The organism is Streptomyces sp. NPDC002619, from assembly GCF_042889305.1.
GTDB lineage: Bacteria > Actinomycetota > Actinomycetes > Streptomycetales > Streptomycetaceae > Streptomyces.
In genome coordinates this window covers 43,936-63,829 of the sequence record NZ_JBIAQV010000003.1, presented here as the reverse complement: position 1 = coordinate 63,829, position 19,894 = coordinate 43,936, and the positions used below count along the sequence as shown (strand labels likewise).

Annotated in this window: 15 protein-coding genes and 1 pseudogene; 5 read left to right on the top strand and 11 right to left on the bottom strand. The window is 71.2% G+C overall.

The annotated features are described in order from the left end of the window. The first annotated feature begins 5 nt into the window (after window positions 1-5). Window positions 6-1,667: an AMP-binding protein gene (locus tag ACFYXB_RS07460; protein ID WP_389579513.1), complete on the top strand. Its 1,662-nt coding sequence runs from the start codon at window positions 6-8 to the stop codon at window positions 1,665-1,667. An 18-nt stretch (window positions 1,668-1,685) separates the two neighbouring features. Continuing rightward, window positions 1,686-2,498 (top strand): PaaX family transcriptional regulator C-terminal domain-containing protein, encoded by an 813-nt coding sequence (locus ACFYXB_RS07455; RefSeq protein WP_351351961.1) that lies wholly within the window; start codon window positions 1,686-1,688, stop codon window positions 2,496-2,498. Here ACFYXB_RS07455 and ACFYXB_RS07450 read toward each other — a convergent pair. Continuing rightward, window positions 2,483-4,879 (bottom strand): bifunctional salicylyl-CoA 5-hydroxylase/oxidoreductase, encoded by a 2,397-nt coding sequence (locus ACFYXB_RS07450; protein ID WP_389578789.1) that lies wholly within the window; start codon window positions 4,877-4,879, stop codon window positions 2,483-2,485. The two genes, ACFYXB_RS07455 and ACFYXB_RS07450, sit on opposite strands and share 16 nt — an antisense overlap. Continuing rightward, window positions 4,876-5,703, bottom strand: coding sequence for an enoyl-CoA hydratase family protein (locus ACFYXB_RS07445; RefSeq protein WP_351351967.1), 828 nt, complete (start codon window positions 5,701-5,703; stop codon window positions 4,876-4,878). Before ACFYXB_RS07445 ends, ACFYXB_RS07450 begins: the two co-directional genes overlap by 4 nt. Window positions 5,704-6,021: 318 nt before the next feature. Here ACFYXB_RS07445 and ACFYXB_RS07440 point away from each other — a divergent pair, with 318 nt between their 5' ends. Beyond that, window positions 6,022-6,459, top strand: a complete 438-nt coding sequence (locus tag ACFYXB_RS07440; RefSeq protein ID WP_389578786.1) for an ATP-binding protein — start codon at window positions 6,022-6,024, stop codon at window positions 6,457-6,459. Window positions 6,460-6,499: 40 nt separating this feature from the next. Here ACFYXB_RS07440 and ACFYXB_RS07435 read toward each other — a convergent pair. The 3 genes and pseudogenes from ACFYXB_RS07435 to ACFYXB_RS07425 all read right to left on the bottom strand — a co-directional run. Beyond that, window positions 6,500-6,850, bottom strand: a pseudogene (locus ACFYXB_RS07435) (amino acid permease); the annotation flags it as partial. A 178-nt stretch (window positions 6,851-7,028) separates the two neighbouring features. Beyond that, window positions 7,029-8,036, bottom strand: coding sequence for an ornithine carbamoyltransferase (argF, locus tag ACFYXB_RS07430; RefSeq protein WP_389578783.1), 1,008 nt, complete (start codon window positions 8,034-8,036; stop codon window positions 7,029-7,031). A 102-nt stretch (window positions 8,037-8,138) separates the two neighbouring features. Beyond that, window positions 8,139-9,365 (bottom strand): arginine deiminase, encoded by a 1,227-nt coding sequence (locus tag ACFYXB_RS07425; RefSeq protein ID WP_351351979.1) that lies wholly within the window; start codon window positions 9,363-9,365, stop codon window positions 8,139-8,141. A 169-nt stretch (window positions 9,366-9,534) separates the two neighbouring features. Here ACFYXB_RS07425 and ACFYXB_RS07420 point away from each other — a divergent pair, with 169 nt between their 5' ends. Beyond that, a complete protein-coding gene (locus ACFYXB_RS07420) occupies window positions 9,535-10,620 on the top strand; it encodes an SPFH domain-containing protein (RefSeq protein WP_389578780.1) in 1,086 nt (361 codons plus the stop codon). Next, window positions 10,617-11,516: a hypothetical protein gene (locus tag ACFYXB_RS07415; RefSeq protein ID WP_389578778.1), complete on the top strand. Its 900-nt coding sequence runs from the start codon at window positions 10,617-10,619 to the stop codon at window positions 11,514-11,516. Before ACFYXB_RS07420 ends, ACFYXB_RS07415 begins: the two co-directional genes overlap by 4 nt. 6 nt (window positions 11,517-11,522) lie before the next feature. Here ACFYXB_RS07415 and ACFYXB_RS07410 read toward each other — a convergent pair whose 3' ends face one another. From ACFYXB_RS07410 to ACFYXB_RS07385, 6 genes are all read right to left on the bottom strand, one after another. Next, window positions 11,523-12,059, bottom strand: a complete 537-nt coding sequence (locus ACFYXB_RS07410) for a DUF5825 family protein (protein ID WP_389578776.1) — start codon at window positions 12,057-12,059, stop codon at window positions 11,523-11,525. Then, window positions 12,056-13,912, bottom strand: coding sequence for a RiPP maturation radical SAM C-methyltransferase (locus ACFYXB_RS07405; RefSeq protein ID WP_389578773.1), 1,857 nt, complete (start codon window positions 13,910-13,912; stop codon window positions 12,056-12,058). The genes ACFYXB_RS07410 and ACFYXB_RS07405 overlap by 4 nt, the downstream gene beginning before the upstream one ends. A gap of 233 nt (window positions 13,913-14,145) precedes the next feature. Then, a complete protein-coding gene (locus tag ACFYXB_RS07400) occupies window positions 14,146-16,692 on the bottom strand; it encodes a polynucleotide kinase-phosphatase (RefSeq protein ID WP_389578770.1) in 2,547 nt (848 codons plus the stop codon). After that, complete coding sequence (locus ACFYXB_RS07395) at window positions 16,689-18,161, bottom strand: 3' terminal RNA ribose 2'-O-methyltransferase Hen1 (RefSeq protein WP_389578768.1); 1,473 nt, start codon at window positions 18,159-18,161, stop codon at window positions 16,689-16,691. Before ACFYXB_RS07395 ends, ACFYXB_RS07400 begins: the two co-directional genes overlap by 4 nt. Before the next feature lie 86 nt (window positions 18,162-18,247). Next, window positions 18,248-19,171: an LLM class F420-dependent oxidoreductase gene (locus ACFYXB_RS07390; RefSeq protein ID WP_389578766.1), complete on the bottom strand. Its 924-nt coding sequence runs from the start codon at window positions 19,169-19,171 to the stop codon at window positions 18,248-18,250. Between the two features lie 65 nt (window positions 19,172-19,236). Beyond that, the gene (locus ACFYXB_RS07385; RefSeq protein WP_351352003.1) at window positions 19,237-19,707 is read right to left on the bottom strand and encodes a DUF6099 family protein; all 471 of its coding nucleotides are present in this window, start codon (window positions 19,705-19,707) and stop codon (window positions 19,237-19,239) included. Between the last annotated feature and the right edge of the window lie 187 nt (window positions 19,708-19,894).

Sequence of the window (19,894 nt, the reverse complement as noted above, 5' to 3'; positions counted from 1 at the left end):
GTTGACTGTCGTCACCAACACGATACGCTCCTTGTGCGAGCCCACCAGCAGCCCAGCAGGCAAGGGGGCGAACCGCCATGAACGTCTCGGCCCACGTCGACACCTTCGCGCGCGACCACCTGCCGCCGCCCGACCAGTGGCCCGAGCTCAGCTTCGACCTGCCGGAGCTGAACTACCCCGACCGGCTGAACTGCGCCGCCGAACTCCTGGACCACACCGATCCGTCCCGGCCGGTGTTTCACACGCCCATGGGCGACTCCTGGACGTACGGCGAGCTGCGCGCCCGCGTCGACCGACTCGCCCACGTCCTCACCGGTGACCTCGGTGTGGTTCCCGGCAACCGCGTCCTGCTGCGCGGCCCGACGACCCCCTGGCTGGCGGCCTGCTGGCTGGCGGTGCTGAAGGCAGGCGCCGTCGCCGTGACCGTGCTGGCCCAGCAGCGCCCGCACGAGCTGGCCACGATCTGTGAGATCGCCCGGGTGCGGCACGCCCTGTGCGACGTGAGGGCCGTGGACGACCTGGCGAAGGCCGAGATCCCCGGGCTGCGGATCACGACATACGGCGGTGACGCGCCGGACGACCTGCTGCGCCGCCCGGCGCCCGGGACGCCGTACACGGCCGTGGACACCGCAACCGACGACGTCGCGCTGATCGCGTTCACCTCGGGCACCACCGGTCGCCCGAAAGGGTGCATGCACTTCCACCGGGATGTGCTCGCCATCGCGGACACCTTCTCGAAGCATGTGCTCCGGCCCCATGTGGACGATGTGTTCGCGGGCAGTCCCCCGCTCGGCTTCACCTTCGGTCTCGGCGGCCTCGTGGTGTTCCCGATGCGCGTTGGCGCCAGCGCCCTGCTGCTCGAACAGGCCGGCCCCAAGCAGCTGTTGCCGGCCATTGCGCGGCACCGCGTCTCCGTGCTGTTCACCGCACCGACCGCCTACCGCGCGATGCTCGACGAGCTGGACGGGCACGACACCGCCTCCCTCAGACGCTGTGTCTCGGCGGGCGAGAACCTGCCCGCCGCCACCTGGCGGGCCTGGCACGAGCGCACCGGCCTGCGCATCATCAACGGCATCGGCGCCACCGAGCTGCTGCACATCTTCATCTCCGCGGCCGACGAGCACATCAGGCCGGGCACGACCGGCAGACCCGTACCGGGGTGGCACGCGCGCGTGCAGGACGAGCGCGGGGAGCCCGTTCCCGACGGCGAGCCCGGACTGCTGGCCGTGCGCGGCCCGGTCGGCTGCCGCTACCTCGCGGACCCGCGGCAGCGGGACTACGTGCGGGGCGGCTGGAACGTCACCGGGGACACGTACGTCCGCGAGGGCGACGGCTACTTCCGCTATATCGCCCGCGCCGACGACATGATCATCTCGGCCGGGTACAACATCGCCGGCCCGGAGGTCGAGGACGCTCTGCTGCGCCACCCGGACGTGGTGGAGGCGGCGGTGGTCGGCCGGCCCGACGAGGCGCGGGGCCAGGTGGTGGTGGCGTACGTCGTCGTCAAGGAGGGCGCGGACCGGGACGAGGACGCGCTGCGCGCCTTCGTCAAGTCGGAGCTCGCGCCGTACAAATGCCCGCGCGAGATCGTCTTCCTGGACGCCCTGCCGCGCACGGCGACCGGCAAGCTCCAGCGCTTCCGGCTGCGGACCACCGGAAATCAGTAGTGATCAAGAAGACCTAAGATGATCAACGTGTCCGAGCTGCACGCCCCCCGGTCCCTCATCGTCACGCTCTACGGCGCGTACGGCCGCTTCATGCCAGGCCCCGTGCCCGTCGCCGAGCTCATCCGGCTGCTGGCCGCGGTCGGCGTGGACGCGCCGTCCGTGCGCTCGTCGGTGTCCCGCCTGAAGAGACGGGGGCTGCTGCTGCCCGCACGCACGGCGCAGGCCGCGGCCGGCTACGAACTGTCCCCGGAGGCACGGCAGTTGCTGGACGACGGCGACCGGCGCATCTACGCCGCCGCGCCGCCCGAGGACGAGGGCTGGGTGCTGGCCGTGTTCTCGGTGCCCGAGTCGGAGCGCCAGAAGCGGCACGTGCTGCGCTCCCGTCTCGCGGCCCTGGGCTTCGGCACGGCGGCGCCCGGGGTGTGGATCGCCCCGGCGCGGCTGTACGAGGAGACGCGGCACACCCTGTGCCGCCTCGCGCTTGCTCCGTACGTGGACTTCTTCCGCGGCGAGCACCTCGGTTTCGCGCCGACGGTCGAGGCCGTCGCCCGCTGGTGGGACCTGGCCGCGATCGCCAAGGAGCACGAGGCGTTCCTGGACGTGCACGCGCCCGTGCTGCACGCCTGGCGGCGGCGCGCGGACACCCCGCCCGAGGAGGCGTACCACGACTACCTCCTCGCCCTGGACTCCTGGCGCCACCTCCCCTACACCGACCCCGGCCTGCCCACGCGCCTGCTGCCCGCGAACTGGCCCGGCGCGCGCTCGGCGGAGGTGTTCCGGGCGCTGCACGAGCGGCTGCGGGAGGCGGGGGCGGCCTATGTGGGCGTCTGATCCAGTGTGAGCCGGGGTTTGGGTGCGTCGGCGCGTCCGGTCTGCGGGCGGCGGCTGCCGGCCCGGTAGGGGGCGGGCCAGCCGGCGCCGGGCCCCTCGTAGCCCTGCTCGGCGGCGGCGTGCAGGGTCCAGTTCGGGTCGTAGAGATGTGGACGGGCCAGCGCGCACAGGTCCGTACGCCCGGCCAGGATCAGGGAGTTGACGTCGTCCCACGACGAGATCGCGCCGACGGCGATCACCGGGATCCCGGCCTGGTGCCGGATGCGGTCGGCGAACGGCGTCTGGTACGACCGCCCGTACTCCGGCTGCTCCTCCGCCACCACCTGCCCGGTCGACACATCGATCGCGTCGGCGCCGTGCGCGGCGAAGGCGCGGGCGATCTCGACGGCGTCCTCGGCCGTGGTCCCGCCCTCGGCCCAGTCGGTGGCGGAGATCCGCACGGTCATGGGCTTCTCCTGCGGCCACACCCCGCGTACGGCATCGAAGACCTCCAACGGGAAACGGAGGCGCTTGTCGAGCGAGCCGCCGTAGGCGTCGGTGCGGTGATTGGTGAGCGGGGAGAGGAAGCCGGAGAGCAGATAGCCGTGGGCGCAGTGGAGTTCGAGCAGATCGAAACCGGCGCGGGCGGCACGCCAGGCCGCGGCCGTGAACTGCTCGCGGATGTCGGTGAGTTGAGCACGGGAGAGCTCGCGCGGGGTCTGGCTGTCCGGACGGTACGGCAGCGGGGAGGCGGCCACGAGCGGCCAGTTGCCGTCGGGCAGCGGCTCGTCGATGCCCTCCCACATCAGCTTGGTGGAGCCCTTGCGCCCGCTGTGGCCGAGCTGCAGGCCGATCGCGGTGCCGGGCGCCTGCGTGTGCACGAAGTCGGTGATCCGTTTCCAGGCCTCGGCCTGTCTGCCGGTGTAGAGGCCGGTGCAGCCGGGGGTGATCCGGCCCTCGGCGCTGACGCACACCATCTCGGTCATCACCAGCCCGGCGCCGCCGAGGGCGCGGGAGCCGAGGTGGACGAGGTGGAAGTCGCCGGGGACGCCGTCGGTCGCCGAGTACATGTCCATGGGGGACACGACGACCCGGTTGCGCAGGGTGAGGCCGCGCAGCCGGAACGGCGTGAACATCGGCGGGGTGCCGGGCGGGCAGCCGAACTCGCGCTCCACCGCCCCGGTGAAGTGGGCGTCGCGCAGTCGGAGGTTGTCGTGCGTGACGCGGCGGCTGCGGGTGAGGAGGTTGAAGGCGAACTGGCGTGGCGGCTGGTCGAGATACAGCCCGAGGTTCTCGAACCATTCCAGGCTGGCGCGGGCGGCGCGCTGGGTGGAGGCGACGACGGGTTTGCGTTCCTCCTGGTAGGCCGTCAACGCGGCTGCCAGGGAGGGCTGTTCCTCCAGACAGGCCGCCAGCGCGAGCGCGTCCTCCACGGCGAGCTTGGTGCCTGAGCCGATGGAGAAGTGGGCGGTGTGGGCAGCGTCGCCGAGCAGGACGACGTTGCCGCACGACCAGCGCTCGTTGACCACCGTACGGAACGTGGTCCACGCGGACTTGTTGGAACGCAGCGGCCGGCCGCCCAGCGCGTCCGCGAAGATCTTGGCGCAGCGCTCGACGGACTCCTGTTCGTCGAGTTCGTCGAACCCGGCCGCCCGCCACACCTCCTCGCGCATCTCGACGATCACCGTGGACGAGTCGGCCGCGTAGGGATAGCCGTGCAGTTGCATCACGCCGTGCTCGGTCTCGGCGATCTCGAAGCGGAACGCGTCGAAGGCGAAGTCGGCGGCGAGCCAGATATAGCGGCAGTGGTGGGCGGCCACATGGGGCCGGAACATATGGGCGTAGGCCTCACGGGTGGTGCTGTGCACACCGTCGGCGGCGATGACCAGGTCGTACGTCTCCGAGAGCCAGGCGACGTAGGGGGCTTCGCTGGTGAAGCGGAGGTCGATGCCGAGCGTGTGGCAGCGGTTGTGCAGGATCTCCAGTAGGCGTTTCCTGCCCAGTGCGGCAAAGCCGTGGCCGCCGGAGGTGTGCCTAACTCCTCGGTGGACGATGTCGATGTCGTCCCAGCGGACGAAGTCCCGTTGCATGGCTTCGTATACGGCTGGGTCCGCGTGTTCGATGCCGCCCAGTGTTTCGTCGGAGAGGACCACTCCGAAACCGAAGGTGTCGTCGGGGGCGTTGCGTTCCCACACGGTGATTTCACGGGCCGGGTCGAGGCGTTTCAGCAACGCTGCGGCGTACAGCCCGGCTGGGCCTCCGCCGATGATCGCCACGCGTAGGGGGTGACTGATCCCGTCTGGCTGCTGCGGACGCGTTGTGGCTTGTCGCGTCCCGGGGCGCAGCCGCATATCGACACTGCCCCGCGCCCCTGGGTCGGCTGCCCCTTTTGTCGACTTCATCGGCCCCGCCACTTCGGGGGGCGCTTCTCTGTGAACGCCGCATGGAACTCCGCGTAGTCCTCGCCGTTCATCAGGAGGGCCTGGGTCGACGCGTCCAGTTCCACCGACGCCGCCAGCGGCATGTCCAGCTCCGCCGTCAGCAGTGCCTTCGTCTGGGCGTATGCCAGGGCCGGGCCCTCGGCCAGGCGTCGCGCCAGAGTCGACGCCGCCTTGTCCGCCCCGCCCTCCTCCGTCAGCTCGCTGATGAGGCCGATGCGTTCCGCCTCCGGTGCCCGTACCGGTTCGCCCAGCATCAGCAGGCGCGTGGCGTGGCCCAGGCCGACCACCCTCGGCAGCAGGTATGCCGCGCCCATGTCGCCGCCCGACAGGCCCACGCGGGTGAAGAGGAAGGCGAAGCGGGCCGTGGGGTCCGCCACCCGGAAGTCGGCTGCCAGGGCCAGGACCGCGCCGGCGCCCGCCGCCACCCCGTGGACCGCCGCGATCACCGGGAAGGGGCATTCCCGTACGGCCCGGACCACCTGGCCGGTCATCCGGTTGAAGTCGAGGAGCTGGGAGGTGTCCATGGCGAGGGTCGCGCCGATGATCTCGTCGACGTCACCGCCGGAGCAGAAGCCGCGGCCCTCGCCGGCCAGGACCAGGGCGCGTACAGACTTCTCGCGGGAGAGCTCGGCGAGCAGGTCGCGCAGGTCGGCGTAGGCGCCGAAGGTGAGGGCGTTGAGCTTCTCGGGGCGGGCGAGGGTGACGGTGGCGACGCCGTCGGTGAGCTCGAATCGCAGATGCTTCCAGTCCGCGGTGCGGGCGGCGGAGCCGGTGAAGGGACTCATGAGGTGCGGCCTCCTCGGGCGGGCGGTGCCTCACGTAGCTCTACCCTCCGAAGCTATCACTCATTTGTGACTGTCGTCACGACTCCGCGACAGCGTCGCCCGATGCGGCGGCGCGATCCGGTCACGTCCGTCACGGGACGTCAATAACGCGGTAACAGCCGGCACGGGCGGGGGAGGCAGACCGCCCGGCCGGGTATTCCGCCTGTCATCGGGGCCCAAAGTCCCGAGCGATGCCCGTCGAGGGACTCTTCAGAGGGGCGCCGTACCATTCATAAGGTTGAAAGCAGGACGACAACCTGCTCATCGAACGGACCCGCCTTGTACGAACACCCCGCGTCCCCCGCCTCCTGGCGCATCGCGCTGCCGCACACCACCGCGGCCGTGCCGGTGGCCCGCGCCCTGGTGCGTTCGGCACTGGAAGAGCTGGAGCACGGGGCCGACTGCGACACTGCCGAGCTGCTCACGGCCGAGCTGGTCGCCAACGCGGTGGAGCACACCGCCGGGCACGGCCCGATAGAGCTGGTGGTCGAGGTGCGGCCGAACAGCTGCCAGGTCGAGGTGCACGACCCCGACCCGGCCCCGCCCGCCAACCTCACCCGTCCCGACATCGAGGCGCCCGACCCGTTGCAGGAGCACGGACGCGGTCTGCTGCTGATCCGCTCCCTCAGCGCCTCCTGCGGTCACCGGCCCACCGCGTCGGGCAAGGCCGTCTGGTTCAGACTGCCTGTCGTACCGCATCAGCGGCGTCCGGCGTGACCTCGGCCGGCGCGGGCCGCACGAGCGTGGAGTGCCGGCGGCCGTAGCCGAGGTACACCAGGAAGCCGGCGACCAGGAAGGCGGTGGACTCGCCGAGGCCCGCGTAGGCGAAGGAGTACGAGGATCCGGAGACCGGGATCGCGCCGCCCAGCTCCGCGAAGGAGAAGGCGGTGAAGACGCAGGTGATCGCGGCCAGGATGAAGGAGACGACGACGGCGGGGCCGGCCTGGGCGACCGAGTCGGAGAGGCCGACGAAGATGCCGGTGCCGACGATCGCGCCGACACCGAAGCAGATCAGCTGCCAGAGGCCCATCGTGCGCTTGAGGCCGTGTCCTTCGCGGTCGGCGCCGGATTCGGCCACCAGGAGGTGGGGGGACTTGATGCGGGGCATGCGGGTGGTGCTCGTTTCTGGTGGTGCGGGTGCGACTGGGGGTGCCCCCTGCTCGAGCGAAGCCGAGAGCTTGGGGGAATGTCGCGACGGCGGCACCGGAAGGGGTGGCTCCGGGCCGCCGGTCAGGATAAGGCCTGGTGAGGCCCGTCAGGTGAGGCTGTGTGAGGACGCCGGGGGGTCAGGCGAGTGTGGCCACGAGGATCGCTTTGATGGTGTGCATCCGGTTCTCTGCCTCGTCGAAGACGACGGAGTGCTCGGATTCGAAGACCTCGTCGGTGACCTCCAGCTCGGTCAGCCCGTGCCGCTCGTGGATCTCGCGTCCGAGGTCGGTGCCGAGGTCGTGGAAGGCCGGCAGGCAGTGCAGGAACTTCACGTCGTCTTTGCCGGTGGCGCGCAGCACGTCCATGGTCACGGCGTACGGGCCGAGCAGCGCTATGCGCTCGTCCCAGACCTCCTTGGGCTCCCCCATCGACACCCAGACGTCGGTGGCGACGAAGTCGGCGCCGCGCACGCCCTCCTTCACGTCGTCGGTGAGGCTGATCCGGGCGCCGGACGCGGCGGCGAGCTGCTGGGCGAGCTCGACGATCGTGTCGTCGGGCCACAGCAGCTGGGGCGCGACGATACGGACGTCCATGCCGAGCAGGGCACCGGTGACGAGGTAGGAGTTGCCCATGTTGTAGCGGGCGTCGCCGAGGTAGGCGAAGGCGATCTCGGGCAGCGGTTTGGCGCTGTGCTCGGTCATGGTGAGCACGTCGGCGAGCATCTGGGTGGGGTGCCACTCGTCGGTGAGGCCGTTGTAGACGGGGACGCCGGCGTGGACGGCCAGTTCCTCGACGATGCCCTGGCGGTGCCCGCGGTATTCGATGGCGTCGAACATCCGGCCGAGAACGCGGGCCGTGTCCTTGGCGGACTCCTTGTGCCCGATCTGCGAACCGGCCGGGTCCAGGTAGGTGGTGTGGGCGCCCTGGTCGGCGGCGGCGACCTCGAACGCGCAGCGGGTGCGCGTCGAGGTCTTCTCGAAGACCAGGGCGATGTTCTTACCCCTCAGGTGCTGCGTCTCGGTCCCCGCCTTCTTGGCCGCCTTCAGCTCCGCGGCCAGCCCGACCAGCCCGCGGAACTCCTCCTGGGTGAAGTCCAGCTCCTTGAGGAAGTGACGGCCGGCGAGGGCGGTCGGGACTGTCGCCATGGGGGGCGCTCCAGAGGTGCGAGAACGGATGACGGATGGAAGTCTATACGACCTTCAACATTTCTATACGGCACCGTGACGGCGCCCTCTCTGTATGTACAGCTACGACACGGCGTCCCGCTCCACGGGGCAGCTCATACAGCGTGGCCCACCCCTGCCCCGGCCCAGTTCGCTGCCCGGGATCTCGATCACCTCGATGCCCTGTTTGCGCAGATGCGTGTTGGTGGTGGAGTTGCGTTCATAGGCGACGACGACGCCGGGTTCGACGGCGAGGACGTTGCAGCCGTCGTCCCACTGTTCACGCTCGGCCGCGTGCACGTCCTGGGTGGCGGTGAGGACGCGGATCTCGCTGAGGCCCAGGGCGGCGGCGATCGCGCGGTGCATGTGCTCCGGCGGATGGTCGGTGACCTTGAGTTCCTTGTCGCTCGCGCCCGGTTCGATGGTGTAGGAGCGAAGCATGCCGAGGCCCGCGTACTGGGTGAAGGTGTCGCCGTCGACCATCGTCATCACGGTGTCGAGATGCATGAACGCGCGCCGCTTGGGCATGTCGAGCGCCACGATGGTCTGCGCCGAGCCCGCCGCGAACAGCTTGTGCGCGAGCATCTCGACGGCCTGCGGGGTGGTGCGCTCGCTCATGCCGATGAGGACGGCGCCGTCGCCGATCACCAGGACGTCGCCGCCCTCGATGGTGGACGGGTAGTCGGCCTGCCCCTGAGACCAGACGCGGAACGTTTCGTCGCGGAACAGCGGATGGTGCCGGTAGATCGCCTCGAAGTGCACGGTCTCGCGCTGCCGGGCCGGCAGGCGCATGGCGTTGATGGCGACGCCGTCATAGATCCAGGCGGAGGTGTCCCGGGTGAAGAGGTGGTTGGGCAGCGGGCCGAGGAGGAAGTCGTCGAGGTCCATCACATGGAAGCGGACGGAGGTCGGCTCCGCGTGCGCGTCCAGAAACTCCCGCTTGGTCATGCCGCCGACCAGCGCCTCGGCGAGTTCACGCGCGGGCAGGGTCTCGAAGGCCTCGCGGAGGTGGTCGGTGGCGAGGGGGCCGTACTCCTTCTCGTCGAAGACCCGGTCCAGGACCAGTGTTCTGGCCTGCGGGATCTCCAGGGTCTCGGCGAGGAGGTCACCGAAGAGGTGGACGGTGACTCCGCGGTCGCGCAGCACGTCGGCGAACCCGTCGTGCTCGGCGCGCGCCCGGCGCACCCACAGCACGTCGTCGAAGAGGAGCGCGTCCTTGTTGCTGGGGGTGAGCCTTTTGAGCTCGAGATCCGGCCGGTGCAGGATGACGCGGCGCAGCCGCCCGGCCTCGGAGTCGACATGGAATCCCATGCCTCCATCCTGACCATCGGGGACCGCCTTCACCCTCCGCATGGCGGTTTCCGCGACTTCTTGTTCGTGTTCCTGCTCTCTTCCTTGCCCTCTTTTTGTTCTCGTCCCATTGACGACAAGCGGCGGTCTGATTATCGTCTACATGACGAGAAGAGACGAAGGGGACCCCATGGCCGACATCACCCGCCGCCTCGGCCGGCGCCATCTGCGCGGCGCTCCGACGGCGCACATCAGACACCACCGCTCGGGCCGGCTGGTGCACGACGGTCCGGGGCTCAGCTTCTGGTTCCGCGCGCTGACCGCTGCGATCTCCGAGGTGCCGGTCGACGACCGGGAGCTGGCGATGACCTTCCACGCCCGTACGTCCGACTTCCAGGACGTGGCCGTGCAGGCGACGGTCACCTACCGGATCAGCGACCCGGCCGTGGCCGCCGCCCGCCTGGATTTCTCCATCGACCCGGACACGGGCGTATGGCGCGGCGCGCCCCTGGAGCAGCTGGCCACGCTGCTGACCGAGACCGCGCAGCAGCACGCCCTTGACGTCCTGGCCCGCACGGCTCTGTCGGCGGCGCTGGTGGACGGGGTGAGCGCGGTGCGGGAGCGGGTCGCGGCGGGCCTCGACGGCGAGCCGCGGCTCCCGGCGACCGGCATCGAGGTGGTCGCCGTACGCGTGGTGGCGCTGCGGCCCGAGCCGGAGGTGGAGCGGGCGCTGCGCACGCCGGCGCGCGAGCAGATCCAGCAGGAGGCCGACCGGGCGACGTACGAGCGCCGGGCCGTGGCCGTCGAGCGGGAGCGGGCCATCGCCGAGAACGAGCTGGCCAGCCAGATCGAACTCGCCCGGCGCGAGGAGCAGTTGGTCGAGCAGCGCGGCACGAACACCCGCCGCGAGGCGGAGGAGAACGCGGCGGCCGACGCGGTACGCGCGCAGGCGGAGGCGGCCCGGACGGTACGGCTCGCGGAGGCGGAGGCCGCCCGCTCGATGAAGCTCGCCGAGGCGGAGGCGGCGCGGACGGCGCGTCTCGCGCGGGCCGAGGCCGAGGGTGCGCGTGAGGTGGGAGCGGCGCGGGCCGAGGCGCAGGCCGCCTGGCTGCGGGTGCACGCGGACGCCGGTGTGGACGGTGTGGCGACCCTGCACGCCCTGACGGCGACCCGGCTGGCGGAGAACCTGCCAAGGATCGACAGCGTGACGGTGTCGCCGGACGTACTGACGGGGCTGCTGGCCAAGCTGGGGGACTCGGCGGGGACGGCGGAGTGAGCCGCGCGCCGCGGGCCGTTCTGGTCCATCGCACCACGGAGTACGAGGAGTTGGTGGCCCGGCACGGCACGCACGGGCAGGCCGCCTTCTTCCTCGCCTCCCGTGGCCGCGACATCGACGAGGTCGCCGCCCGCCACCGCCGCACCCGGCGGGCGCTGGCCGAGGTCGCCTCGGCGGTACCGCTGACCTGGCGGCAGACCCGGGTGGAGCGGGCCGACCTGGACCGTTTCCCGTTCGGCCCGGAGGACGTCGTCGTGGTCGTCGGCCAGGACGGGCTGGTGGCGAACGCCGCCAAGTACCTCGCTGGACAGCCTGTGGTGGGCATCGACACCGACCCCGGCCGCAACCCGGGCGTGCTGGTACGGCACCGGGCGACGAACGCGGCGGTCCTGCTCCCGGCGGTCCAGGCCCGGGGCACCGGCGTCGACGAGCTCACCATGGTCGAGGCCGTCGCCGACGACACGCAGCGGCTGGTCGCGCTCAACGAGATCTATCTGGGCGCCGCCGGTCATCAGACCGCCCGCTACCGCCTGGGCCTCGACGGCGACGGGGGTGTCGTCGAGGCCCAGGCCTCCTCCGGGGTGCTGGTGGGCACGGGGGCGGGGGCGACCGGCTGGCTGCGGTCGGTGTGGCAGGAGCGCTCCAGCTCGCTGGCGCTGCCCTCCCCCAGCGAGGCGCGGCTGCTGTGGTTCGTCCGGGAGGCCTGGCCGTCACCGGCCACGGGTACGTCCCTGGTCGCGGGCGAACTCGCGGCCTCGGCCGGTCTGTCGGTGACCGTCGAATCGGACCGGCTCATCGCCTTCGGGGACGGCATCGAGAGCGACGCGCTGGAGCTGACGTGGGGGCAGACGGTACGGATCGGGGTGTGCGGGGAGCGGCTGCGGCTGGTGGGCTGAGGGGGTTCACATCGCCGTGCAGGGGACGGGCCAGCGCCGGATGCGCGGTGGGAGGGCCACCGCCCAGCCGTCGGTGACCAGCGCCAGCCGCTCCACAGCCAACAGGTCGGCCGCTTCACGGTGGGTGGGAGTCAGCGCGTCGAGGGGCGTGGGTTCCAGCAGGGTGTGGAAGGCGGCGAGGAGATCCGGGTGGTCGAGGGTGAAGCGGGCCGCCGTGCTCGGCTCTCTGCGGTCCAGCACGGTGACGAAGTCCGGGCCTCGGCGGTGGTAGAGCATGCCGTGGGTGTGCCCGGACCGCCAGTCGCTCAACTCGCCCGGTTCCTCGGGGTGTTCGGCGGGCGGTGGCAGGTGGCGGAGGGTCGGGATGTCGTACGGCGTCCCGTCCGTCCGCCAGCTCACCTCGAACCCCGCACTCTGGCACTCGCGCAGAAAGTGGACCGCGACAGCCGTGTCCCGGCCTGCCCCAGCCAGGTCCAGCGGCTCGGTCACCTCGACGCGTCGGCCGGTGACCCGGTGGGCGACGGTGCCCGGCAGCCCGGTCATCCGGCCACCCCCGCGCCGTCGGGCATACGGACCGGTGCGTCCCAGGTGGGCAGGGAGACGTATGTGGGCCCGTCTCGGAACAACAGGCCGAGCCCAAGAGCGTGTTGAACCCAGTCGCTCAGCTCGTCCGCCGGTACCTCGTGGCCGTCCTCGGTCAGCAGCCGGTGCAGCGCCGGTTCCGTGCGGCCGTCCTCCAAATGGCTCAGGGCAGCGGCCGGCCAGCCGGTGAAGCGGTGGGTGCGGTGCGGCCAGCCGGAGCGGCGGTCGTGCACCAGCAGCGCCTCCTCGTCCCGCTCGAACAGCAGCCGCGAGGGCAGGTGCCGGGCGCGCCAGTCGGCGACGGCGTCCTTCAGCCGCTGCTCCGCCGGGCCGGCGAGGCCCGCGTCCTCCGTGTCGAACAGGTAGACCAGGTCGGCGAGTTCGTCCTCGGGCAGGTCGTAGACGTGCTGGTACATCTCGGCCGGGCGCCGCTTGCCGAAGCCGAGGCCGGGGTTCGTGAAGTGCGGGCTGAACCGCTCCAGTTGGATGCGGTGGGCCCCGCTCGGCGGCTGGAGGTGGACCAGTGCGGGGAGTTGGGCGACGACGGGGTCGTAGTCGTCGGCGGTCTCGCCCGGGAAGCCGTAGAGGAGGTTCCAGGAGCAGGTGAGCGCGTGGTTCTCACACTCCCGGATCGTGCGGACGTTGCGGGCGCCGGTGACGCCCTTGTCCATGAGGTCGAGGACCCGGCTGCCCAGGCTCTCGATGCCGGGCTGGATGTGCACGGTGCCGGAACGGCCGAGGAGTTCGAGCTGGGCGGCGGTGAGGTTGGACTTGACCTCGTAGTGCAGCCGCAGGTCCCAGCCGCTGTCGACGACTCGCGGCAGGAAGTCCCGGAAGTACGCCATGTCGATGATGTTGTCGACGGTGACGACGTCGAGGAGGCGGTGGCGGCGGACGAGACGGTCGATCTCCTCCCACAGCCGCTCGCCCGGCTTGGCGCGGAACGCCATCGCGGTGCCGTTGAGGCCGCAGAAGGTGCAGTGGTGCTTCTCGCCCCACCAGCAGCCCCGTGCCCCCTCCACGACCAGCTTGGGGTGCACGTAGTCCAGGACGGGGGACGCCTCCAGGACCGATTGCCACTGGTCGTAGTCGGGTGAGGGGATATCTGCGGGCACCACGGTGCGGCGGGATTCAGTGTTGGCCCGGGACATGTGGCCGTCCCACCAGCACAGGCCGGGCACATCCGTGGGCCGGGTGCCCTCGTCCAGGTGCCGCAGGAGGGCGGGGAACGCGTACTCCCCCTCGCCGCGCACCACATGGTCGACGAACCGGTGGTTGCGGTGCAGGGCGTGGCCCATGGGGCCGTCGCAGTTGCTGCCGCCGAAGACGACGGTGAGCCGCGGGCTGCGGCGCTTGAGTTCCCGCGCCAGGGCGAGCGACGCCACGTTCTGCATGAAGGTGCTGGTGAACCCGACGACGTCGGGTTCGGCCGCCAGCACCTCAGTGGCGCATTCGGCGATGAACTCGGCGGCGTACAGGCGCATGTCGAAGGCCGTGTCGACGAACACATCCCGGGCGGCCGCGTAGTCCCGCAGCCGTGCGGTGCCCCAGTCGGGGTCGTCGTACAGGACGCCCGAGAAGACCCAGTCGCCGAGGCCGTGGAAGATCGAGTCGCTGCCGACCGCCACGTAGTCGCCGGGCCGCAGCCGCCCTCCGGAGCGTTCGAGCAGGAACTCCGCCCAGCGCAGGGAGCCGTGGAGCTCGGTCACCTCGTCGGCCGGGCGGACCTGCCGCACCAGCCGGTGCAGCAGGCCCAGTTGGAGCGAGGGCAGGTCGATGGGATGCCAGGGCATCGTCACCAGATGGACGCGCATGCCGGACCCTCCGGTCAGCGGGTCGGCCGCTTCTCCAGGATCGCCGGCCTGCGGCTGGTGCTCCGCTCCTCGCGTACCACGACCTTCTTGATCTCCATGACCACCACTCCTTCTACGTCTCTCGGGCACCGAACACACGTACACGGCACAGCCGTTCACGATATGGACCGTCACGTACACGTCACAAGAGGGCGTAGCGGACGCAGGGAGCCCAGGGAGGCCGCCGGGACGGCTCAGAGCCGCGGGTCGACCGGCTCCGACTCCAGCGCCAGCACCCCGAACACCGCCTCGTGCACCCGCCACAGCGGCTCACCGTCCGCGAGCCGGTCAAGAGCCTCGAGCCCCAGCGCGTACTCGCGGATCGCCAGCGAGCGCTTGTGGTTGAGGAACCGCTTGCGCAGCCGCTCGAGGCTGTCCGGACGGGTGTACTCGGGACCGTAGATGATCCGCAGGTACTCCCGGCCCCGGCACTTGACGCCGGGCTGCACCAGCCGCCCCTGCCCGTCCCGCACCACCGCGCCGACCGGCTTGACGACCATGCCCTCGCCGCCCCGGCCGGTCATCTCCAGCCACCAGTCGACGCCCGCGCGCACGGACTCCGGGTCACCGGTGTCGACGTACAGCCGTCGCGTGGTGCGCAGCAGTCCGGTGCCGTCGTGCTCCACGAGCCGGTCGAGCAAGGTGAGTTGCTCGTCGTGCGGCAGGCCCGCGAGGCTGCGCTCCTGGACGGCGAGGATCTGGAACGGCGCCAGCTGCACACCGTCCAGGCCGTCGGTAGTCCAGCAGTAGCGCCGGTACGCCTGTGTGAACGCGGCTGCGTCGGCGGCCCGTTCCCGCTGACGCGTCAGCAGCCCGGAGACGTCCACACCGCGCGCCGCCGCGCCCTCCAGCGCGGCCAACGCACCCGGGAACACCGCGCCGGAGGCGGCACCGATGGCGGCGTACTGGCTGCGCAGCAGCCCGGAGGCCTTCAGCGACCAGGGCATCAGCTCGGCGTCCAACAGCAGCCAGTCGGTGGCGAGTTCGTCCCACAGACCGGCGGCGTCGGCGGCTGCGCGCACCCGCCGGAGGATCTCCTCGGTGACGGACTCGTCGTCGAAGAACGGCCGCCCGGTACGCGTGTAGAGCGACCCAGTAGGCCCGTCCACACCGAACCGCTTGCGCGCCACGTCCGCGTCCCGGCACACCAGGGCCACCGCCCGCGAACCCATGTGCTTCTCCTCGCACACGACCCGCTCGACGCCGGCCTCCCGGTACTGGGCGAAGGCCTCCGCCGGGTGCTCCAGGTAGCCCTCGACGTGACTGGTGGCCGTCGGCGCCATGGTCGGCGGGAGGTACGGCAGCAGCCGCGGGTCCACCGCGAAACGGCTCATGACCTCCAGTGCCGCCGCCGCGTTCTCCTCCCGGACCGCGACCCGGCCGGCGTACCGGGTCTCCACGACCCGGCGCCCATGGACGTCGTCGAGGTCCAGCGGCCGGCCGTCGTGCCCGCCCGGCGCCTCGCCGCGCAGCGGCTTCGCCGGTTCGTACCAGACCCGCTCGGCCGGTACGTCGACCAGCTCCCGCTCCGGCCAGCGCAGCGCGGTCAGCTTGCCGCCGAAGACGGCGCCGGTGTCCAGGCAGATGGTGTTGTTGAGCCAGGTCGCCTCCGGGACAGGAGTGTGGCCGTAGACGACGGCCGCCCGGCCCCGGTAGTCCTCGGCCCACGGGTAGCGCACCGGCAGGCCGAACTCGTCCGTCTCGCCGGTGGTCTCGCCGTACAGCGCGTGCGAGCGCACCCGGCCGGAGGTGCGGCCGTGGTACTTCTCGGGCAGTCCGGCGTGGCAGACGACGAGCCGTCCACCGTCCAGGACGTAGTGGCTGACGAGTCCGTCGATGAACTCCCGTACCTGCCGCTTGAACTCCTCGCTCTCGGATTCCATCTGCTCGATGGTCTCGGCGAGTCCGTGGGTGTGCTGGACCTTGCGGCCCTTGAGGTGGCGTCCGTACTTGTTCTCGTGGTTGCCGGGCACACACAGGGCGTTGCCCGAGCCGACCATGGACATCACGCGGCGCAGCACACCTGGGCTGTCCGGGCCGCGGTCGACCAGGTCGCCGACGAAGACCGCCGTACGGCCCTCCGGGTGCACGCCGTCCGCGTATCCCAACTTGGCGAGCAGGGAGTCAAGTTCGGACGCGCAGCCGTGGATGTCGCCGATGATGTCGAACGGGCCGGTGAGGTGGGTGAGGTCGTTGAAGCGCCTCTCGGTGACGACGCTCGCCCGCTCGATCTCCTCGACGCCGCGCAGGACGTGCACCTTGCGGAAGCCCTCGCGCTCCAAGCGCCGCAGGGAGCGGCGCAGTTCGCGGATGTGCCGCTGGATGACGCGGCGCGGCATGTCGGCCCGGTCGGTGCGGGCCGCGTTGCGCTCGGCACACACCTCCTCGGGCACGTCCAGCACGATGGCGATGGGCAGCACGTCGTGCTTCTTCGCCAGCTCGATGAGGTGCCGCCGGCTGTCCTGCTGCACGCTGGTGGCGTCGACGACGGTACGGCGGCCGGCCGCCAGGCGCTTGCCCGCGATGTAGTGGAGCACGTCGAAGGCGTCGCGGCTGGCGCTCTGATCGTTCTCGTCGTCCGAGACCAGACCGCGGCAGAAGTCCGAGGAGATGACCTCGGTGGGCTTGAAGTGCCGCCGGGCGAACGTGGACTTGCCGGAGCCCGAGGCGCCGACGAGCACGACGAGGGAGAGGTCGGTTACGGGGAGAACCCGCCCCTTCTCGATCTGTGTCTCGGTCATGCCGCCTTCGCCTCCTTCTCGGTCGTCTGGGTGCTCATCGTGAATACGGCCATCTGTGTGGGCGGGCCGACCTCGGGGTCGTCCGGGCCGACCGGGCGGTACTCCACGTCGTAGCCGTGCCGTTCGGCCACCGCGCCGGCCCAGGCGCGGAACTCCTCCCGCGTCCATTCGAACCGGTGGTCGCCGTGCCGGACGTGTCCCGCCGGGAGGCTCTCCCAGCGCACGTTGTACTCGACGTTGGGCGTGGTCACGAGGACCGTCCGGGGCCGGGCCGAGCCGAACACCGCGTACTCCAGGGCGGGCAGCCGGGGCGGGTCGAGGTGCTCGACGACCTCGCTGAGCACAGCGGCGTCGTACCCCTTGAGCCTCTTGTCGGTGTAGGCGAGCGAACCTTGGAAGAGCTTGACGCGCGAGGCCTGCCGCTCGCCCATGCGGTCCAGCTTGAGCCGCCGGGAGGCGATGGTGAGCGCCCGCACGGACACGTCGACGCCGACGATGTCGGTGTACCGCTGGTCCTTCAGCAACGCCTGCACCAACTGCCCCTGCCCGCAGCCGAGATCGAGCACTCGGGCCGCGCCGGATCGCCCCAGCTCGTCGAGGATCGCGTCCCGTCGCTGGACGGCGAGCGGGGTCGGCCGCTCCTCCGTCTCGGTCTCGGCCCCGACCGCGTTGTCGATCTCCTCGACCTCGGTGTCGTCGGCCTCGGCGAGCCGCACCAGCTCGAGTCGCTCCATGGCCTGCCGGGTCAGCGACCAGCGGCGGGACAGATACCGGCTGGTGATGAGCTTCTGCTCCGGGTGCGTGGGCAGCCAGCCCTCACCGGCCCGCAAGAGCTTGTCGACCTCGTCGGGGGCGACCCAGTAGTGCTTGGCGTCGTCGAGGACGGGCAGCAGCACGTACAGGTGGCGCAGGGCCTGGGCGAGGGTGAGCGTCTCCGACTCCAGGACGAGGCGCACGTACCGCGAGTCGCCCCACTGAGGGAACTCGGTGTCCAGCGCGACGGGTTCGGCGGTCACCGCCCAGCCGAGCGGCTCGAACAGGCGCCGTACGAGCTCCGGTCCGCCCCGGGCGGGCAGTGCGGGCACCTCGACGCGCAGCGGCAGCGGCTCGGCGGCGCGCTCCGGGCGGGCGGTGCACACACCGCGCATGGCACTGGAGAAGACGCCGCTCAGCGCCACGGCGAGCAGCGAGGACGCGGCGTACGGCCGATCGTTGACGTACTGGCCGAGCGCCGCGTCCGGCGCCCCGCCACGCCCCTTGCCCTTCCCGCGTCGGACCAGCGCCACCGCGTCCACCTCGAGCAGCAGCGCCGCCGTGCAGCGCTGATCGTCCGCCTCGGGGTAGAGCACGTGGGCCGTGCCGTACGAGGTGGAGAACGCCTGCGATTTCTCGGGATGCTTGTGCAGCAGGAAGCCGAGGTCGGTGGCGGGGCGCTCGGGCGTGCCGGTGGTGGTGATGGTCAGGAACATGCCCTGAGTCTTCCGGGCGCGGGCGGCGATGACCAGCGGTTTTCGCAGGGTCCGCCCCTCGCCCGGGGGTGGACCCTGCCGGTGGGTTACGACAGCTGCGACTGGACCTGGGCGGAGATCAGTTCGAGGTGGTCCAGGTCGGCGAGGTCGAGGATCTGGAGGTAGAGCCGCTGCGAGCCGATCTCGGCGTACTTGCCGATCTTCTCGACGACCTCGGCCGGGGAACCGGCCAGGCCGTTGGCCTTCAGCTCGTCGACCTCGCGGCCGATCACTGCGGCCCGGCGGGCGACCTCCTGGTCGTCCCTGCCGACGCAGACGACGAGGGCGGTGGAGTACGTCAGGTCGTCCGCACGGCGCCCGGCGGCCTCGGCGGCGGCCCGCACCCGGCCGAACTGTCGCTCGCTGTCCTCGATGGAGGCGAACGGGATGTTGAACTCGCCGGCATAGCGCGCTGCCAGTTTCGGCGTGCGAGTCGCGCCGTGGCCGCCGATCAGGACCGGGATCCTGTCCTGGGCGGGCTTGGGCAGCGCGGGCGAGTCGGTGAGGTCGTAGTAGGTGCCGTGGAAGTCGAAGGTGTCGCCGACCTTGGTCTCCCACAGGCCGGTGACGACGGCCAGCTGCTCCTCGAGGCGGGCGAACTTCCCCTTCGGGAACGGGATGCCGTACGCCTTGTGCTCCTCCTCGAACCAGCCCGCGCCCAAGCCCAGTTCGACCCGGCCGCCGGACATCTGGTCGACCTGGGCGACCTGGATGGCGAGCACGCCGGGCAGCCGGAAGGTGCCGGCGGTCATCAGGGTGCCGAGGCGGATGCGCTTGGTCTCGCGGGCGAGGCCGGCCAGCGTGATCCAGGCGTCGGTGGGGCCGGGAAGGCCGTCCACGTTGCCCATGCGGAGGTAATGATCGGAGCGGAAAAAAGCGTCGAAGCCGAGGTCCTCGGTGGCCTTGGCCACGGCGAGCAAGGTGTCGTAGGTCGCCCCCTGCTGGGGCTCGGTGAAGATTCGAAGGTCCATACATCTATCCTGCACGCCGATCGCCCCGTCAACCTCATCGGCGCCTTCTGTCGCCCCCGTCCTGCCTATCCCACCTCCTTCTCCGGTAACGCCTCCTCCCTGGCCGCGAGCTTGCGCAGCATCTCCCTCACCCGGTCCCGGGATTCGTCCGCCGCGTCGATCGCCTCCATGCACTGCCAGTACGTCGCCTCGTCGGCGGCGGCGCTGGCCACGCCGACCAGGGCGATGCCGACCTCGCCGAGGAGGCCGCCCAGGCAGAGGAGGGTCTGGCGGGCGTCGTCCAGCTCGGTCAGCTGGGCGGCGCGTAAGTCCCCGGGGTCGAGGTCCGGCGCGTCCAGGACGCCGCAGCCCCGGCCCGCCAGCTCGGTCAGGCCCAGCGCCTCGCCGCGCAGTTCCGGCGGGCCGGAGACCGCCAGGCGGCTGCCGATCGCCTGGGCCAGGGCCTGCGCCTGCCACACCTCCGTCAGGGTCTGAGGCACCCCTCCGCTCGCCGCCAGGGCACGTCTGCTCGTCACGATGAGCCGCACCGCATCCATGCGCTGCCCCCGTCTGTCCGACGTACTCCTGGTACGTCCGCCCGAACCGCACCGTCCGCTACCCAGCGTGAATGTCTCTGGGACGAAAAGCCAGAGCAAGCCGGAAATCTATGGACAACAATTCGGATTCGACGCGGGTTTCAACTGCACAGAGTAATAACGGAGCCCGCCGCTCCTGGTGTTGGGC

What these genes read in the sequence shown, in the direction of transcription:
- ACFYXB_RS07405 (WP_389578773.1), bottom strand. Translation starts at nt 13,912, where the DNA reads ATGCGCGTCCATCTGGTGACGATGCCCTGGCATCCCATCGACCTGCCC.
- ACFYXB_RS07395 (WP_389578768.1), bottom strand. Translation starts at nt 18,161, where the DNA reads ATGTTCCTGACCATCACCACCACCGGCACGCCCGAGCGCCCCGCCACC.
- argF (WP_389578783.1), bottom strand. Translation starts at nt 8,036, where the DNA reads ATGGCGACAGTCCCGACCGCCCTCGCCGGCCGTCACTTCCTCAAGGAG.
- ACFYXB_RS07410 (WP_389578776.1), bottom strand. Translation starts at nt 12,059, where the DNA reads ATGACCGGGCTGCCGGGCACCGTCGCCCACCGGGTCACCGGCCGACGC.
- ACFYXB_RS07425 (WP_351351979.1), bottom strand. Translation starts at nt 9,365, where the DNA reads ATGGGATTCCATGTCGACTCCGAGGCCGGGCGGCTGCGCCGCGTCATC.
- ACFYXB_RS07450 (WP_389578789.1), bottom strand. Translation starts at nt 4,879, where the DNA reads ATGAAGTCGACAAAAGGGGCAGCCGACCCAGGGGCGCGGGGCAGTGTC.
- ACFYXB_RS07400 (WP_389578770.1), bottom strand. Translation starts at nt 16,692, where the DNA reads ATGACCGAGACACAGATCGAGAAGGGGCGGGTTCTCCCCGTAACCGAC.
- ACFYXB_RS07420 (WP_389578780.1), top strand. Translation starts at nt 9,535, where the DNA reads ATGGCCGACATCACCCGCCGCCTCGGCCGGCGCCATCTGCGCGGCGCT.
- ACFYXB_RS07390 (WP_389578766.1), bottom strand. Translation starts at nt 19,171, where the DNA reads ATGGACCTTCGAATCTTCACCGAGCCCCAGCAGGGGGCGACCTACGAC.
- ACFYXB_RS07445 (WP_351351967.1), bottom strand. Translation starts at nt 5,703, where the DNA reads ATGAGTCCCTTCACCGGCTCCGCCGCCCGCACCGCGGACTGGAAGCAT.
- ACFYXB_RS07385 (WP_351352003.1), bottom strand. Translation starts at nt 19,707, where the DNA reads ATGGATGCGGTGCGGCTCATCGTGACGAGCAGACGTGCCCTGGCGGCG.
- ACFYXB_RS07455 (WP_351351961.1), top strand. Translation starts at nt 1,686, where the DNA reads ATGATCAACGTGTCCGAGCTGCACGCCCCCCGGTCCCTCATCGTCACG.